Source organism: Pseudomonas synxantha, from assembly GCF_900105675.1.
GTDB classification, from domain to species: domain Bacteria; phylum Pseudomonadota; class Gammaproteobacteria; order Pseudomonadales; family Pseudomonadaceae; genus Aquipseudomonas; species Aquipseudomonas synxantha.
Genome location: NZ_LT629786.1, coordinates 4,026,546 through 4,043,450 on the forward strand (window position 1 = coordinate 4,026,546; position 16,905 = coordinate 4,043,450).

General features: G+C 59.9%; 15 protein-coding genes. 2 read left to right on the forward strand and 13 right to left on the reverse strand.

All coding sequences use genetic code 11. The features are described 5' to 3' along the window. Window positions 1-37 precede the first annotated feature (37 nt). From BLU48_RS18735 to BLU48_RS18760, 6 genes are read right to left on the reverse strand one after another with little or no spacing between them, the layout of a single operon-like run. Window positions 38-673, reverse strand: a complete 636-nt coding sequence (locus BLU48_RS18735; RefSeq protein WP_010176736.1) for a protein-L-isoaspartate(D-aspartate) O-methyltransferase — start codon at window positions 671-673, stop codon at window positions 38-40. 41 nt (window positions 674-714) lie between these two features. Then, the gene (gene surE, locus BLU48_RS18740) at window positions 715-1,464 is read right to left on the reverse strand and encodes a 5'/3'-nucleotidase SurE (protein WP_046071303.1); all 750 of its coding nucleotides are present in this window, start codon (window positions 1,462-1,464) and stop codon (window positions 715-717) included. Further along, window positions 1,452-2,510 (reverse strand): tRNA pseudouridine(13) synthase TruD, encoded by a 1,059-nt coding sequence (gene truD, locus BLU48_RS18745; RefSeq protein ID WP_057021926.1) that lies wholly within the window; start codon window positions 2,508-2,510, stop codon window positions 1,452-1,454. The genes surE and truD overlap by 13 nt, the downstream gene beginning before the upstream one ends. Beyond that, window positions 2,507-2,980, reverse strand: a complete 474-nt coding sequence (gene ispF / locus BLU48_RS18750; protein WP_057021925.1) for a 2-C-methyl-D-erythritol 2,4-cyclodiphosphate synthase — start codon at window positions 2,978-2,980, stop codon at window positions 2,507-2,509. The genes truD and ispF overlap by 4 nt, the downstream gene beginning before the upstream one ends. 54 nt (window positions 2,981-3,034) lie before the next feature. After that, window positions 3,035-3,880, reverse strand: coding sequence for an S-formylglutathione hydrolase (gene fghA / locus BLU48_RS18755; RefSeq protein WP_057021924.1), 846 nt, complete (start codon window positions 3,878-3,880; stop codon window positions 3,035-3,037). 8 nt (window positions 3,881-3,888) lie between these two features. After that, window positions 3,889-5,001, reverse strand: a complete 1,113-nt coding sequence (locus BLU48_RS18760) for an S-(hydroxymethyl)glutathione dehydrogenase/class III alcohol dehydrogenase (RefSeq protein WP_043049632.1) — start codon at window positions 4,999-5,001, stop codon at window positions 3,889-3,891. A 109-nt stretch (window positions 5,002-5,110) separates the two neighbouring features. On the opposite strand from BLU48_RS18760, the gene BLU48_RS18765 reads away from it, so the two are divergent. Then, the gene (locus tag BLU48_RS18765; protein ID WP_057021923.1) at window positions 5,111-6,007 is read left to right on the forward strand and encodes a LysR substrate-binding domain-containing protein; all 897 of its coding nucleotides are present in this window, start codon (window positions 5,111-5,113) and stop codon (window positions 6,005-6,007) included. Between the two features lie 69 nt (window positions 6,008-6,076). Then, window positions 6,077-9,103 carry a membrane-targeted effector domain-containing toxin gene (locus BLU48_RS18770; protein WP_057021922.1) on the forward strand — a complete coding sequence of 1,009 codons (3,027 nt, stop codon included), beginning with the start codon at window positions 6,077-6,079 and terminating at the stop codon, window positions 9,101-9,103. Window positions 9,104-9,106: 3 nt separating this feature from the next. On the opposite strand, the gene ispD is transcribed toward BLU48_RS18770, so the two are convergent. The 7 genes from ispD to BLU48_RS18805 all read right to left on the reverse strand — a co-directional run bounded on the left by ispD (window position 9,107) and on the right by BLU48_RS18805 (window position 16,896). Beyond that, entirely contained in the window at window positions 9,107-9,817 is a 711-nt protein-coding gene (ispD, locus tag BLU48_RS18775; RefSeq protein WP_057021921.1) for a 2-C-methyl-D-erythritol 4-phosphate cytidylyltransferase, read from the reverse strand. Further along, window positions 9,814-10,092, reverse strand: a complete 279-nt coding sequence (gene ftsB, locus BLU48_RS18780; protein ID WP_003189195.1) for a cell division protein FtsB — start codon at window positions 10,090-10,092, stop codon at window positions 9,814-9,816. The genes ispD and ftsB overlap by 4 nt, the downstream gene beginning before the upstream one ends. A 171-nt stretch (window positions 10,093-10,263) precedes the next feature. Then, window positions 10,264-11,553, reverse strand: coding sequence for a phosphopyruvate hydratase (eno, locus tag BLU48_RS18785; RefSeq protein WP_032877366.1), 1,290 nt, complete (start codon window positions 11,551-11,553; stop codon window positions 10,264-10,266). 156 nt (window positions 11,554-11,709) lie between these two features. Next, a complete protein-coding gene (gene kdsA / locus BLU48_RS18790; protein WP_003189190.1) occupies window positions 11,710-12,555 on the reverse strand; it encodes a 3-deoxy-8-phosphooctulonate synthase in 846 nt (281 codons plus the stop codon). A gap of 5 nt (window positions 12,556-12,560) precedes the next feature. After that, window positions 12,561-14,192: a CTP synthase gene (locus tag BLU48_RS18795; RefSeq protein WP_046071295.1), complete on the reverse strand. Its 1,632-nt coding sequence runs from the start codon at window positions 14,190-14,192 to the stop codon at window positions 12,561-12,563. Between the two features lie 273 nt (window positions 14,193-14,465). Next, complete coding sequence (gene tilS / locus BLU48_RS18800; RefSeq protein WP_057021920.1) at window positions 14,466-15,785, reverse strand: tRNA lysidine(34) synthetase TilS; 1,320 nt, start codon at window positions 15,783-15,785, stop codon at window positions 14,466-14,468. 163 nt (window positions 15,786-15,948) lie between these two features. Continuing rightward, a complete protein-coding gene (locus BLU48_RS18805) occupies window positions 15,949-16,896 on the reverse strand; it encodes an acetyl-CoA carboxylase carboxyltransferase subunit alpha (protein ID WP_003189182.1) in 948 nt (315 codons plus the stop codon). Window positions 16,897-16,905: the final 9 nt, after the last annotated feature.

Sequence of the window (16,905 nt, forward strand, 5' to 3'; positions counted from 1 at the left end):
TACCCGCCAACAGAATTCACTGTTTGCGAATAAATGATCAGGCCAGCGGACCATTGAGCAACGGCACGAAGCGCACCGCACCCAGCACATGCCGGGAAAAACCTTCTTCTTCACGGATGATAAGCATCAACTGTTGCACTTCGCCGGAGCCCACTGGGATGACCAGCCGCCCGCCGGGTGCCAATTGATCCAGCAAGGCTTGCGGCACATCTGTAGCCACTGCAGTGACGATGATACCGTTGTACGGCGCCAATGCCGGCCAGCCTTCCCAACCGTCGCCCCACCGGAACACCACGTTGCGCAGGTTCAGCTCGACCAGACGTTCCTTGGCCCGGTCCTGCAGCACCTTGATGCGCTCCACCGAAAACACCCGCTCCACCAGTTGCGACAGCACGGCCGTCTGGTAGCCGGAGCCGGTACCGATCTCCAACACCTTATCCAGCGGCCCCGCCGCCAGCAGCAGCTCGCTCATGCGCGCAACCATGTAGGGCTGGGAAATGGTCTGGTTGTGGCCGATGGGCAACGCCGTATCTTCATAGGCGCGGTGCGCCAAGGCCTCATCGACAAACAGATGCCGCGGCGTACGCCGGATGACTTCCAGCACCTGGGCGTTGGACAGGCCTTCTTCATAAAGACGCTGGATCAATCGCTCCCGGGTGCGCTGGGAAGTCATGCCGATGCCACGGCGCAGCAGGTCGTCTTGTTCACGAGCCATCAACGCAGTCCCTCCAGCCAGCCATCGAGACCACTGAAGGCATCACTAAAGGTGCGATCAAACTGCAACGGGGTAATGGATACATAACCTTGCATCACCGCATGAAAGTCCGTCCCCTCACCCCCATCCTCGGCATCCCCGGCCGCGGCGATCCAATAGCCTTCCTTACCCCGCGGATCGACCACCTTCAAGGGCGCCTTCGCACGGGCGCGATGGCCCAGGCGCGTCAACTGGATACCGCGGATATGGTCGAGGGGCAAGTTGGGGATATTGACGTTGAGCACGGTACGCGGCGGCAGGTCCAGGGAACCATGGGCCTCCACCAGCTTGCGTGCGAAATAGGCCGCCGTCGGCAGGTTATCCAACTGCCGCGAGGCAAAGGAAAAAGCGAACGCGGTGCGCCCGAGAAAGCGCCCCTCAAGGGCCGCCGCCACGGTGCCGGAATACAGCACGTCATCGCCCAGGTTGGCGCCCAGGTTGATGCCCGAGACCACCAGGTCCGGCTGATGCTCCAGCAAGCTGTTGATCGCCAGGTGCACGCAGTCGGTGGGAGTACCGTTCACGCTGATAAAGCCATTGGCCAGGACCTGCGGGTGCAGCGGACGGTGGAGCGTCAGCGAACTGCTGGCGCCGCTCTTGTCCTGGTCGGGGGCAACCACCACGCACTCGGCATAATCTTGCAGCGCAGCATAGAGCGCGGCAAGACCGGGTGCGGTGGCACCGTCATCGTTTGATATCAGAATACGCATGGGCTGTCCGTCTGCCCCACCGGCACCAGATCAACAAGCTCGCGCACCAAGACAGTGGCGAAGCATCCGGCCGGCAGGACGAATTCCAATTGCAGAATGTCAGGCCCGGGATAATGCCACGTCAACCCGCCAATGGGCAGTCGCAGAATGCGACGTTCCTGGCTCATGCCCGCATTCACCAGCCAATCACGCAGGTCGGCTTCGCTGGCGGCGACAGATTGTTCCAGTTCATGTGTAAGACCTGTCGCTGGCGAATCACCTTCGCCCCATTGCGGACCAGTTGGATGCAGGTCCAGGATCGCCAGGCGCGGGTCGCTGCATTCAGCCTCCCCGGCCGGAAAAAAACTGCGACTGTCGGTAAACGCCAGCAGGTCACCCACCTGGGCGCGCTGCCAGGAGCCGTCGGCGACACGCGCCGCCAAGACTTTGTTGAACAAGTAGCTACGGGCAGTGGACAGCAGCCGCGAGCGCACATTGCGTTGCTCCGGCAGGGCCTTGCGCGCTGCCCATTCGCGGGCATCCACCACATTGCCGCCGTTGTGGCCGAAACGCTGGGCACCGAAATAATTGGGTATGCCGTGCTGGGCAATCAACTGCAAACGTGCGTCGATGGCGGCGGTGTCGCCGGCCAGTTGGGTCAGGCGCAAGGTAAAGCCATTGGCCGAATGCGCGCCACGCTGCAACTTGCGCTTATGTCGGGTGGTTTTGAGGATCTTGAGGGTGTCGTTTTCCGCGCCGCTCAGGTCCGGGTCGGCCCTGCCGGGCAACTGTACGCTGAACCACTGGCGGGTCAGGGCCTGACGATCCTTGAGACCGGCATAGCTGACGGTGCGCAACGGCACGCCGGCAGCCTTGGCGATGCGCCGTGCGGCCTCTTCGGTATTCAAGCCGCGTTTTTCCACCCACAGCCACAGGTGCTCGCCCTCGCCGGTCAGCGGGATGTCCAGCACCTCATCCACCTGGAAGTCTTCAGCCGTCGCCTTCAGTACCGCGCTGCCCAAGGCCTCGCCGTAGGCCCGTGGGCCCAGCAGTTGCAGGTCGTTCATGCGCGCAGCAACAAGGCGACGGAGTGCACCGCGATGCCCTCTTCGCGACCGGCAAACCCGAGCTTTTCGGTAGTGGTGGCTTTCACGTTGACTTGATCCAATTCAATTTGCAGGTCCGCGGCAATCAGTGCGCGCATCGCCTCGATATGCGGGGCCATTTTCGGTGCCTGGGCCACGATGGTGTTATCCACATTGCCGACCTTCCAGCCCTTGGCGTGGATCAAGCCGACCACATGGCGCAGCAATACTCGGCTGTCCGCGCCCTTGAAGCTGGGGTCGGTGTCCGGAAAGTGCTTGCCGATATCGCCCAACGCCGCCGCGCCGAGCAAGGCATCGCTCAAGGCATGCAAGACAACGTCGCCGTCGGAATGGGCCAGCAACCCATGATGGTGAGCAATGCGCACGCCGCCCAAGGTGATGAAATCGCCTTCAGCGAAACGGTGCACATCGTAGCCGTGGCCAATACGCATAAAAAAACGCCCCGATTTAATTCAGGGCGTGATTCTACCTACTTTTGCCTCACATTAACCGAGCAAAGCGCGACCATGATGTCGCAAATGGTCTTCGATGAAGCTGGCGATAAAGAAGTAGCTGTGGTCGTAGCCGGGTTGCAGGCGCAATTCCAGCGGATGGTTGGCCGCCTTGGCCGCTTGCATCAGTGCCTGCGGCTTGAGCTGAACCTCGAGGAAGTCGTCACGATCGCCCTGGTCCACCAGCAGTGCCAGCTTTTCCGAGGCTTCGCTGATCAACACACAGGCGTCCCATTCACGCCACTTCGAACGCTCTTCGCCAAGGTAACGGGAAAAGGCTTTCTGGCCCCACGGACAGTCCATCGGATTAGTGATCGGCGAAAAAGCCGATACCGATTGGTATCGCCCTGGGTTACGCAGCGCACACACCAGCGCACCGTGCCCACCCATGGAATGACCGCTGATGCCGCGTTTTTCCGACGCAGGGAAATGCGCCTCCACCAGTGCCGGCAATTCCTGCACCACATAATCATGCATCCGATAGTGCTTGGCCCAGGGTTCCTGGGTGGCATTCAGATAGAAGCCGGCACCGAGGCCGAAGTCCCAGGCGTTGTCCGGATCGTCCGGTACACCCGGGCCACGAGGGCTGGTGTCCGGTGCGACGATGATCAGGCCCAGCTCGGCAGCCATGCGCTGGGCGCCGGCCTTCTGCATGAAATTTTCATCTGTGCAGGTCAAGCCGGACAGCCAGTACAACACCGGCAGCTTGCCGCCCTGCTCCGCTTGCGGCGGCAGGTAGACGGCGAAGGTCATGTCGCAACCGAGTACATCGGAATGATGCTTGTAGCGTTTATGCCAGCCGCCGAAGCTCTTCTGGCATGAAAGGTTTTCCAGATTCATGGCCGACCTCAGAAGTGGATGACGGTACGAATGCTCTTGCCTTCGTGCATCAGGTCAAACGCTTTGTTGATGTCTTCCAGGCCCATGGTGTGGGTAATAAAGGTATCCAGCGGAATTTCTCCGGTCTGGGCCATTTCCACATAGCTTGGCAATTCAGTACGCCCCCGCACGCCACCGAACGCCGAACCGCGCCAGACGCGCCCGGTGACCAGCTGGAACGGACGCGTGGCGATCTCCTGGCCAGCACCGGCCACACCGATGATCACCGATTCACCCCAGCCCTTGTGGCAGCACTCGAGGGCCGCACGCATCAGCTGCACATTGCCAATGCACTCGAAGGAAAAATCCACGCCACCGTCAGTCAGGTCGACAATCACGTCCTGGATCGGGCGGTCGTAGTCTTTCGGGTTGATGCAATCGGTAGCGCCCAGCTGCTTGGCAATTTCGAACTTGGCCGGGTTGATATCGATGGCGATGATGCGCCCGGCCTTGGCCTTGACCGCACCAATCACAGCCGACAGGCCGATACCGCCGAGACCGAAGATAGCCACGGTATCGCCCGGCTTGACCTTGGCGGTGTTGAGCACCGCGCCGATGCCGGTGGTGACGCCGCAACCGAGCAGGCAGACTTTTTCCAGTGGTGCTTCTTTAGAAATCTTGGCCACGGAGATTTCCGGCAGCACGGTGTACTCAGAGAAGGTCGAGGTGCCCATGTAGTGGAAAATCGGCTGGCCTTTGTAGGAGAAACGCGTGGTGCCATCCGGCATCAGGCCTTTGCCTTGGGTAGAACGGATGGCCTGGCACAGGTTGGTCTTGCCCGACAGGCAGAATTTGCACTTGCCGCATTCCGGGGTGTACAGCGGGATCACATGATCGCCGACTGCGACGGAGGTCACGCCTTCGCCGATGGCTTCCACCACTGCACCGCCTTCATGGCCGAGGATCGACGGGAAAATACCTTCAGGGTCTGCGCCCGACAACGTATAGGCATCGGTATGGCACACGCCGGACGCCACCACCCGCAGCAGCACTTCGCCGGCCTTGGGCATGGCGACATCCACTTCAACAATCTCAAGGGGCTTTTTGGCTTCGAAGGCTACGGCGGCACGGGACTTGATCATCCGGGTTTCTCCATCGGGTTAAAAACTGAGAGAGGGAGTGTAAAACATCACCCACTGATTAATAATCCAGGCAAAAGCAAAACATTATTGCTGTACGGGGACAATGATAATGCTGGAGAACCGCTGGGAAGGCATCGATGAGTTCGTTGCGGTGGCCGAATGCAGCCAGTTCACGGCAGCAGCGGAGCGGCTGGGGGTATCGTCCTCCCACATCAGCCGGCAAGTAGCGCGCCTGGAAGAACGCCTGCAAACCCGACTGCTGTACCGCAGCACACGCAGGGTGACGTTGACCGAAGCCGGCCAGACCTTCCTGCAACACTGCCAACGCTTGCAGGACGGTCGCGAAGAAGCGTTGCGCGCGGTCGGCGACCTCACCAGTGAGCCCAAGGGCATGTTGCGCATGACCTGTGCCGTGGCGTACGGCGAACGCTTTATCGTGCCCTTGGTCACGCGGTTCATGGCGCTCTATCCGCAATTGCGCGTGGATATCGAGCTGACCAATCGTGCGCTGGACCTGGTCCATGAAGGCCTCGACCTGGCTATCCGCCTGGGGCGACTGCAAGACTCGCGCATGGTTGCCAGCCGCCTGGCGCCGCGGCGCATGTACCTATGCGCCTCGCCTTCCTACCTTGAACGCTATGGTCGGCCACATAGCCTGTCGGAACTGAGTCGACATAATTGCCTGATTGGCAGTTCGGATATCTGGCAACTGGCCCAGGACGGGCGGGAATTTTCCCAGCGTGTGCAGGGCAATTGGCGCTGCAACAGCGGGCAAGCGGTACTCGACGCGGCTTTGCAAGGCGTGGGGTTATGCCAGTTGCCTGATTACTACGTACTGGAACATTTGCAACACGGGACGTTGGTGTCTTTGCTGGAGGCCCACCAACCGCCAAATACCGCGGTGTGGGCGCTGTATCCGCAGCAGCGGCATTTGTCGCCGAAGGTCAGGAAACTGGTGGACTTTCTCAAAGAAGGCCTGGGTGACAACGCGGTCTATCGAGCATAAACAACTACCGCCCGTGCATTGCCTGGCTACCGGTAAATAGCCGCTTCCACTGCAAAACCAGGCAAGCCCATGACGTCCAACGCCGAACAACTCCAGCATATCAATCATTTTGTCCGTAAGGTCCTGGCCGACTTTCCGGTGCCGAGCGCCATCGCCGCCCAATTGCTTTACGAGCATCTGCAACCGTTCAGCCAGGAGCCATTGGACCCGGACACCACGCTCCTGACCACCCTTGAATACAACATCGACAACCCCAACACGGCCTACAGCGCACAGATCGTCCAATCCATGAGCCTGACCGAGGCCATGATCTGCAATGCGCCCCCCGCCCCTGGCGGCATGATCAACACTACGGGCTTTTCCACCACCGCGCCGTATTTCAATATCGTTGATGAATTACCGCGCCTGATGGATAACCGCATTCCGCAGATGTTCAACGAAGAGTTCATTACGTCCGGCTGGATCCCGCCCAGACGGTATGAGGCGCTCTACCGGCAAAGCGAGCCTCAGGTCTACGACCCGACCACCCAATTGGAGATGGCGCCTGCCGTTCTCAGGAAGGTCATTGACTCAAGCAACTTCGAACAAACTTACGACAAGGCCGTGACATTGTTCTGGGGCGAACATCGGGACAATTACACCACCCTGATGCGCATCGCATTCACCAAGGCTTACCTCCATCAGTACGAAGAATTCACACTTACCCAAGCAGAACGGCAATTGGCCGCCCGAGCGGCAGGTATCGGCATCGACAGGGACGCCAGCAACCTGACCCTCGAAGACTTCCAGGCGCCCTATCCGTCCGATGCAAACCTGTCCGTGCGCATGTTGCGTATTCATCAATCCGAAGCCACCGACATCCTCACGATTACCGACAACCAGAGCCAGATCACCCTGCTGTACATACCGGGAAACTCCTCGCCCATCCATGGTTTCAACACCCCGGCGGACATGCGCAATGTGCTGGTGAGGCTGGCCAGGGACCCGACCCAGCGCAAAGCCCTGACCAACCACTTTGAACCCGACTCGATTGACTCCGGCCTGCTCTACAGCGGTGTCGAGGAAGCATTGATCGGCATGGCGATGTACCCGGAATCTTCCAGCCCTCCCGGTTTTTTCAATAGTTTGTTGCACAACGGCTACTGGGACCCCGAGCAATACATCAATAATCCGATGTATCCGGCGCTCAGAAGCAATCCATTTGCCTATATCGCGCGGCAGATCCGCACTCGCATTGCAAAGCTGGCGGCAAAAACCATTGTCTCGCCCTTGGACACACTCAAGACCGACACCCTTGACGCGCTGGAAAAGGCTTGTCTGCTGGCGATCCCGGTGGCACTGACCATGGGCACGGCGCTGCTGGCGGAGTTTTGCTTCGTGACATCGGGCTTGACTGGAATGGCTATCGGCGCCGATGACGTGATTAAAGACAAACCCCACGCCGTTGAGCGCATTGTGTTCGGCGCCTTGAACGCCCTCCCGGTGGTTATCCATGGCATCAGTAAAGGCGTGAGCAGTCTTGAGGCGTTGCGCCCTGTGCTTGGCCCGGCCACGCGTGCAGAGGAGGGTCAGATCAGTGCCAGGGTTATCACTGAGCCCCCCGCGTCGATCCAAACTGAGACCCGCCCCTTGGTCGCTGCAACAGCACCCAGCGGTTTGCAGACCGTCAAGATTCAGGGGGAGACCTTCCTGACCTACAAAACCCCAAATTCCTGGGGCTTTTTTGAACTCTTCGTGAACAACCCAGAAGCCCCGGAGACACTCCAATCCACAGGTCTCTACGCTATCCAGAGCACCGACCGACAATGGCGGCGTGCCGGCCTGGCCGGAGGTGGGGCATTTCGCAATGCCTGGCAACGGGTTTACAAACTGTTCGGCGGCACTGAGCAGTCGAGTTTGTTCAGCACCTACCAGATGCCGGCGCCGGTGCGCGAGATCCTCGTGCAGATGCTTACCGACACCAGCTCATTTTCGGAAGACTTCGAGCCCTTCGGCATGGATGCACAATCGATCACCAACGCTCGCCAACTATTCTTTGAGAAAAGAAACCAATTAAACCAGGATTCAGCGATCTTCTTTAACCACCTGCCCTATTCGCCCCTGCAGCCGGTACTCCCCCGCTTGAGCTTGAACGAATCACAGCAGAGCATTATCGAGAAATTGCTACGTGCCAGTGACGGCCTAGTGGTCGGCGAAAGCCACAGCGCCGAATCGAGCAAAGCCTTTCTGATCGACAACATGCAGCTACTCGCCAGCCAGGGTGTCAAACGCATTTACTTCGAACATCTGCTGACAGATGTGCATATTCCAATGCTGAAGGCATTTTACCGGTCCAAGAGCGCCCCCATGGCCGAGGAGCTGACAAACTTTCTGAACGGGATCTACCCACTGCCCCGAAACCACTATTACTCATTCAGAAATGTCGTGACCAAAGCCCGCGACGCCGGGATCAAGATCCAGCCGATCGACTGTACCGTGAGCTACGTACTTCGCGATATGCGCGACAGCGCGGGAACCCTGCGCCAGCGAATGATGAATTATTACGCCACCGAGGTGATCCAGTGGATCCAGACCTCCAAGCGCCAACCAGGTAAATGGGTCGCACTGGTGGGCGATACCCATACCAATACCTTCAAGGACATCCCTGGGGTGGCCGAACTCACCAGCAGCATCGGCTTGCGGATAGAAGATAGAGTGGGCGCCCACCCCTTGGGCATCGAAGTCGATCCGGGGCGCACTGCCAGCCTGGGCCTCAACAAAGGGGAAGCTACGGTCAAAGCCAACCTGGTCTTGCGCGTCGACCCTGCCGTCTTGCAGCATTCAATGGAACCACAGCCCGGCCCTTCCCATAGTCGAGTGGTGAAGTCGGCCCAGACACTGCTGACACGGCCAGGCCAATTCATGCTCACCGAGACCACCCACATTGACTATAGGTCCCGACGTGGGGACCTGCGCAGTTTCAGGATCAACAACCAGGAGGGTCGGTACTTCATCAACGTTGCCGGCTGGCCTATTGATGAGAAGCCATTCGACAGCATTGAGGCATTGGTGAGCGAGCTGAAAACCCTGCCCGGGTTGGAGCAAGTCTACGGCTGAGGGTCAGGAGGCCTGATAAGCCCGGCGCTGACGCAGCCATTCAAGGTCTTCGGGGCGGGTGACCTTGATGTTGTCCGCACGTCCTTCGACCAGCCGCGGCGCCTGGCCGGACCATTCCATGGCCGATGCTTCGTCGGTGATCACGGCGTCTGCTACCAGGCTGTCGGCCAAGGCGCGGTGCAAGGCCCCCAGGCGGAACATCTGCGGCGTATAAGCCTGCCAGATCAGGCTGCGGTCGATGGTTTCCACCACGCGGCCATGCTTGTCGACGCGCTTGAGCGTGTCGCGAGCCGGCACCGCCAGCAGACCGCCCACCGGGTCGTCCGCCAGTTCAGCCAAGAGCTTGTCAAGGTCATCACGGCTCAGGTTGGGACGCGCAGCGTCGTGCACCAGTACCCAGTCGTCATCGCTGGCGCCCAGGGCATTGAGGTGCAGCAGCGCATTAAGCACCGAGCCCGAGCGCTCCGAGCCACCGTCCGCACGCTGGATACGCGGGTCCGTGGCACACGCCAGGGTCGGCCAATAAGGGTCATCCACAGCAAGGCTGACTACCAGGCCCTTGAGCGATGGATGGTCGAGGAAACAGCCAAGGCTGTGTTCGAGAATAGTGCGCCCGCCCAATTGCAGGTATTGCTTGGGACGGTCCGCAGCCATACGGGCACCAACGCCCGCGGCAGGAATCACGGCCCAGAAGGCCGGTATATCACGGTTCATTGGGCCAACTGGTAGAGGGTCTCGCCCTCCTTGACCATGCCCAACTCATGGCGAGCCCGCTCTTCAACGGTCTCGGTACCTTTCTTCAGCTCAAGCACTTCGGCGTCGAGGACGCGGTTGCGCTCCAGCAGGCGTTCGTTTTCGGCACGCTGGTCGGCAATTTGCTGGGTCAGCTCTTCCACCTGCGCAAAGCTGCCATTACCGACCCATAGGCGGTACTGCAGGCCAGCCAGCAACAAGAGCAAGACGAGGAACAACCAATTGGGACTGCGCATCGAAATCCGGATATCCAGTGAAAAAAAACAGTCATGCAAACCTTTTGCAGCAACTGATAGCACAAAGCCTGGAAAAACCAGGCTTGCGCTTGTCAGTCAGCAGATTAGCGCCGAAATTCACACTTTCGTGAAATTTCTGACGCAATCCGCCGACTTTTTACCATTTACTGCTTAGCCGCGAAACTCGCCGCGACCGTTGTACTTGGCTTTACCTGCCAATTGCTCTTCGATGCGCAGCAATTGGTTGTACTTGGAAACGCGATCGGAACGGCACAGGGAGCCGGTCTTGATCTGGCCTGCCGAAGTGCCCACGGCCAGGTCGGCAATGGTGGAGTCTTCAGTTTCGCCGGAGCGGTGGGAGATCACCGCGGTGTAACCGGCGGCCTTGGCCATCTGGATGGCTTCCAGGGTTTCGGTCAAGGTGCCGATCTGGTTGAACTTGATCAGGATCGAGTTGGCGATCTTCTTGTCGATGCCCTCTTTCAGGATCTTGGTGTTGGTCACGAACAGGTCGTCGCCCACCAGTTGGATTTTCTCGCCGATCTTGTCGGTGAGGATTTTCCAGCCGTCCCAATCGGACTCGTCCAGGCCGTCCTCGATCGAGATGATCGGGTAGCGCTGGGTCAGGCCCTTGAGGTATTCAGCGAAACCTTCGGAGTTGAACACCTGGCCTTCGCCGGACAGGTTGTATTTGCCATCCTCAAAGAACTCGCTGGCAGCGCAGTCCAGGGCCAGGGTCACGTCGGTGCCCAGCTTGTAGCCAGCGTTGGCCACCGCTTCGGAAATGACTTTCAGTGCGTCTTCGTTGGAGGCCAGGTTCGGTGCAAAACCGCCTTCGTCGCCCACGGCGGTGCTCAGGCCACGGGCCTTCAGTACAGCCTTGAGGTGATGGAAAATCTCGGTGCCCATGCGCAGGCCTTCGGAGAAGGACTTGGCGCCCACCGGCTGCACCATGAACTCCTGGATGTCGACGTTGTTATCAGCGTGCTCGCCACCGTTGATGATGTTCATCATCGGCACCGGCATCGAGTAGACGCCTGGGGTACCGTTCAGGTTGGCGATGTGCGCGTACAACGGCAGGTCCTGGTCCTGGGCTGCGGCCTTGGCAGCGGCCAGGGACACGGCGAGGATGGCATTGGCGCCCAGGCTGCCTTTGTTTTCGGTGCCATCGAGCTTGATCATCGCGTGGTCCAGGGCTTTCTGGTCCAGCGGGTCCTTGCCCAGCAACAGGTCACGAATCGGACCGTTGATGTTGGCTACAGCCTTGAGTACACCCTTGCCCAGGTAACGGCTCTTGTCGCCATCACGCAGTTCCAGCGCTTCGCGCGAACCGGTGGAGGCACCGGACGGTGCGCAGGCGCTGCCGATGATGCCGTTATCGAGAAGCACGTCGGCTTCGACGGTGGGGTTGCCACGGGAGTCGAGAACTTCACGACCTTTGATGTCGACGATTTTTGCCATTGTTGTAAACACTCCAAAGTTGACGAAAACGACGCAGCTGAAGGAAATCTTTGACCGACCGCAAGGGCGGAACAACGGGGCAGGCTTGCAGAGGGCAAGGCCCAGGCCCGTGGGCCTGAGCTTAAAGCGTGGGAAATTCTACCGGAGAAATGGCAGTTACGCGGTCTCTACCGTCGGAAAACTCTTGACCAGCTCGTCCAACTGCTTGAGCTGGGCCAGGAATGGCTCCAGCTTGTCCAGGCGCAGGGCGCATGGGCCGTCGCATTTGGCGTTGTCCGGGTCCGGGTGGGCTTCAAGGAACAGGCCGGCCAGGGACTGGCTCATGCCCGCCTTGGCCAGGTCGGTGACCTGGGCACGCCGCCCGCCAGCTGAGTCCGAGCGACCACCGGGCATTTGCAGCGCGTGGGTCACGTCGAAGAATACCGGGTATTCGAACTGCTTCATGATGCCGAAACCGAGCATGTCCACCACGAGGTTGTTGTAGCCGAAGCTCGAACCACGCTCGCACAGGATCAACTGGTCGTTACCCGCTTCCACGCACTTGCTCAGGATATGTTTCATTTCCTGGGGCGCGAGGAACTGGGCTTTTTTGATATTGATCACAGCGCCGGTCTTGGCCATAGCGACCACAAGGTCGGTCTGGCGCGACAGGAAGGCCGGCAACTGGATGATGTCGCACACCTCGGCGACCACCGCAGCCTGTTCAGGCTCGTGGACGTCGGTGATGATCGGCACGCCGAAGGCTTGCTTGATGTCCTGGAAGATCCGCATGCCTTCTTCAAGGCCGGGGCCGCGATAGGAGGTCACGGACGAACGGTTGGCCTTGTCGAAGCTGGCCTTGAACACATAAGGGATACCCAGTTTCTGGGTAACCCGCACGTACTCTTCACAGACCTGCATCGCCATGTCGCGGCTTTCCAGCACGTTCATGCCGCCGAACAGCACCATGGGCTTGTCGTTGGCAATCTCGATGTCGCCTACGCGAATGATCTTCTGGGCCATCAGGTTTACGCCTTCTTCTGATGTTGCGTCAGTGCTGCTTTGACGAAACCGCTGAACAACGGGTGACCGTCGCGCGGCGTCGAGGTGAACTCAGGGTGGAACTGGCAGGCCACGAACCACGGATGATCCGGCGCCTCGACCACTTCAACCAGCTTGCCATCACCGGAACGACCGGAAATTTTCAGGCCAGCTTCTTTGATCTGCGGCAGCAGGTTGTTGTTCACTTCATAGCGGTGACGGTGACGCTCGACGATCACGTCCTTGCCGTAGCAGTCGTGCACCAGGGAACCTGCTTCCAGCAGGCAATCCTGTGCGCCAAGGCGCATGGTGCCGCCCAGGTCGGAGCTTTCGGTGCGGGTTTCAACCGCGCCGGTGGCGTCTTCCCACTCGGTGATCAGGCCCACGACCGGGTGGCCGCTGCTGTGATCGAACTCGGTGGAGTTGGCGTCTTTCCAGCCCAGCACGTTACGGGCGAACTCGATGACGGCCACTTGCATGCCCAGGCAGATGCCCAGGTACGGCACCTTGTTTTCACGGGCGTATTGCACCGCGGTGATCTTGCCTTCCACGCCACGCAGGCCGAAACCGCCGGGAACCAGGATCGCATCAACGCCTTCAAGCAGCGCGGTGCCCTGATTCTCGATGTCTTCGGAATCGATGTAGCGCAGGTTGACCTTGGTACGGTTGCTGATACCGGCGTGGCTCATCGCTTCGATCAGCGACTTGTACGCATCCAGCAGCTCCATGTACTTGCCGACCATGGCGATGGTGACTTCATGCTCAGGGTTGAGCTTGGCGTCGACCACGGCTTCCCACTCGGACAGGTCCGCGCCATTGCACTGCAGGCCGAAACGCTCGACCACGAAATCATCCAGGCCCTGGGAATGCAGGATGCCCGGGATCTTGTAGATGGTGTCGGCGTCTTCGAGGGCGATCACCGCACGTTCTTCAACGTTGGTGAATTGCGCGATCTTGCGGCGCGAGGAAATGTCGATCGGGTGATCGGAGCGGCACACCAGCACGTCAGGCTGCAGGCCGATGGAACGCAGTTCCTTGACCGAGTGCTGGGTGGGCTTGGTCTTGGTTTCGCCGGCGGTGGCGATGTAGGGCACCAGTGTCAGGTGCATCAGCATCGCGCGCTTGGCGCCGACTTCGAAGCGCAACTGGCGGATGGCTTCAAGGAACGGTTGGGATTCGATGTCACCCACGGTGCCACCGATCTCGACCATCGCCACGTCGGCATCGCCTGCACCCTTGATGATGCGGCGCTTGATTTCGTCGGTGATGTGCGGGATCACCTGGATGGTTGCACCCAGGTAGTCACCACGGCGCTCCTTGCGCAGCACGTGCTCGTAGACACGGCCGGTGGTGAAGTTGTTGTTCTGGGTCATGGTCGTGCGGATGAACCGCTCATAGTGGCCCAGGTCCAGGTCGGTCTCGGCGCCGTCGTGGGTGACGAACACCTCACCGTGCTGGAACGGGCTCATGGTGCCCGGGTCAACGTTGATGTACGGGTCCAGCTTGAGCATGGTGACCTTAAGTCCCCGCGCCTCCAGGATGGCCGCCAATGAAGCGGAGGCAATGCCTTTCCCCAATGAAGAAACAACACCGCCCGTGACGAATATGTAGCGCGTCATGAAAAACCCTAGAAGTCTGCGTTAAAGCGGTCCGAGCCGCCGGGGAAAGCGAAGGAAGGCCGAAGCCCCCGATCACCTGCATTAATCACAGTGCACCTTTCAAAAAAACCGCCGCGTTGTGACAGACCAGCAATGGAACACCGGTACGTTGATCGCTACACATTTTTTGGAATCGCCCAGCAAAGACTGCTTGGTAATCGGCAACTGCTGCGATTCAGTCGAATCCACAGAAGTTGTATCAAGAAGGGAGCGTAGTCTACCGGAAAGGCTCTATCAGCTCAAACCTTGATCGCAGGTCTGTGGCAACCAATGTAATTGCCAGTCATCCAGCGGGCTGGCCCAAAGCCCAGCAAGCGTCGGCACAGCCAGCAATTGCTCGCCCCGATAGACCAGCGGCAATCTGCCACGCACAAAGCCCGGCAGACCACTTTCATTCAGCAGGCGCTTAAGATCACGCCGGCCTCGACCTGGCACTTCGACGATTTCGCCACCCTGGCGATAACGAATCGACAAGGGTCCCTCGGGAGCCTTGCCGGCAAACATCAATTGGCCGTTCCCGGGTAACTCTAGTGGATTTCGCGGATCGGGCCAGCTCACCGACACGTCGGAAAATTCCGACCAAATGGAAGGCAGCCACCAAATGCGTTCGCCGCAACGATGAAGCTGACCGTCCGCCAGGCGCCATAACGGCTGTGCGTCCACCTTGGCATCGCGCAGGGCGTACCAGCTGGCCCAGTGATCACTGTCGGGCAGTCGAGTCAGCGGATTCAACCAATGACGCAAGGCATTGCGCTGGCGCGCATCGGAAAGATTGCGCAACGGAGCAAGGGCCAGGGAGGGCAAAGGCAACCAGGGAAACGCTGAAGGCTGATCGGCGACGGTCAGATCCATGTGCGCCAGCTCATCGAGCAGGCCCTGGGCTTCACTCAGGTGCTCGGCAGTGCGGGCCAGGCTCGAGACTGCCTGTGGCCAGCGTTGCGTCAGCGCTGGAAAGACCTGATGGCGCAGGTAATTGCGCGAGAACCGTGGATCGGCGTTCGAAGGGTCTTCAATCCACTTCAATTGGTGTTCGTGGGCGTAGCCTTCCAGCGCCTCCCGGGAGACTGCCAGCAGTGGCCGCACCAAATGCCCCGTCGCCAACGGGCGACACTCGGGCATTGCCGCCAACCCACGCACTCCGGCGCCGCGCAACAGGCGCAACAGCAGCGTTTCGGCCTGATCGTCGCGATGCTGGGCGGTGAGCAGCACCTCCCCTGCCCCGATCACCTTGGTAAACGCCTGGTAACGTGCGTTACGCGCGGCCCGCTCCAGGCTGGCACCAGGTTGCACCTGTACACGTAATACCTGCAAAGGTATGCCCAGGCTGTCACATAACGCTTGGCAATGACTGGGCCAGGCGTCAGCGGCCGCTTGCAGGCCATGATGGACATGCACAGCGCTGAGGGGCGGCAGGCTTTCGGTGTTTGCCAGGGAGGCCAGAAGGTGCAGCAGGACGGTGGAATCAAGGCCACCGGAGAATGCGATGTGCCAGGCGGGGGCATTGCGCCAGGGGGCCAGGGTTCTCAGGAGCCTGGCGGGTAGAGCCGGTTTCATCAGATGTCACCGCCACAAATCTGGAATACGTAGGCTGAGCATACACAAAGCAAATGTGGGAGGGGGCTTGCTCCCGATTGCTGAGTGTCAGTCACTGCATCTGGTGACTGATCCACCGCTATCGGGAGCAAGCCCCCTCCCACATTGAGTTACGGCGTCGACTTTAGAGACCGTAGCTCATCAGGCGCTCGTAACGACGGGCCAGCAGCGCTTCGTTATCCAGCTTCTTGAGCATCGCCAATTGCGAGCCCAATTCAGCACGGATGGTCGCGGCGGCCGCAGCCGGGTCGCGGTGAGCGCCGCCCAGTGGCTCGGCAATGACTTTATCCACAATCCCCAGGCCCTTGAGGCGATCGGCGGTGATGCCCATGGCTTCAGCCGCATCCGGTGCCTTCTCTGCGGTTTTCCACAGGATCGAGGCGCAACCTTCCGGTGAGATCACCGCGTAGGTCGAGTATTGCAGCATGTTCAGCTGGTCGCAGACGCCGATGGCCAGTGCACCGCCGGACCCACCCTCACCGATGACGGTGGCGATGATCGGGGTTTTCAGGCGCGCCATGACACGCAGGTTCCAGGCAATCGCCTCGCTCTGGTTACGCTCCTCGGCGTCGATGCCTGGGTAGGCGCCCGGGGTGTCGATGAAGGTCAGGATCGGCATCTTGAAGCGCTCGGCCATTTCCATCAGGCGGCACGCCTTGCGGTAGCCTTCCGGACGCGGCATGCCGAAGTTACGGCGCACCTTCTCGCGCACTTCACGGCCTTTCTGGTGACCGATCACCATCACCGGCTGGTCGTCCAGGCGAGCAATACCGCCCACGATGGCTGCGTCATCGGAAAAATGGCGATCGCCGTGCAGCTCGTCGAACTCGGTGAAGATGTGCTCGATGTAGTCCAGGGTGTACGGACGGCGCGGGTGGCGAGCCAGGCGCGCGATCTGCCAGCTGGTCAGCTTGCCGAAAATATCTTCGGTGAGCGTGCTGCTCTTGTCTTGCAGGCGAGCGATCTCATCGCCGATATTCAGCGAATTGTCATTGCCGACCAGGCGCAGCTCTTCGATCTTGGCTTGCAGGTCAGCGATCGGCTGTTCGAAATCAAGAAAATTCGGGTTCATAAGCGTCCG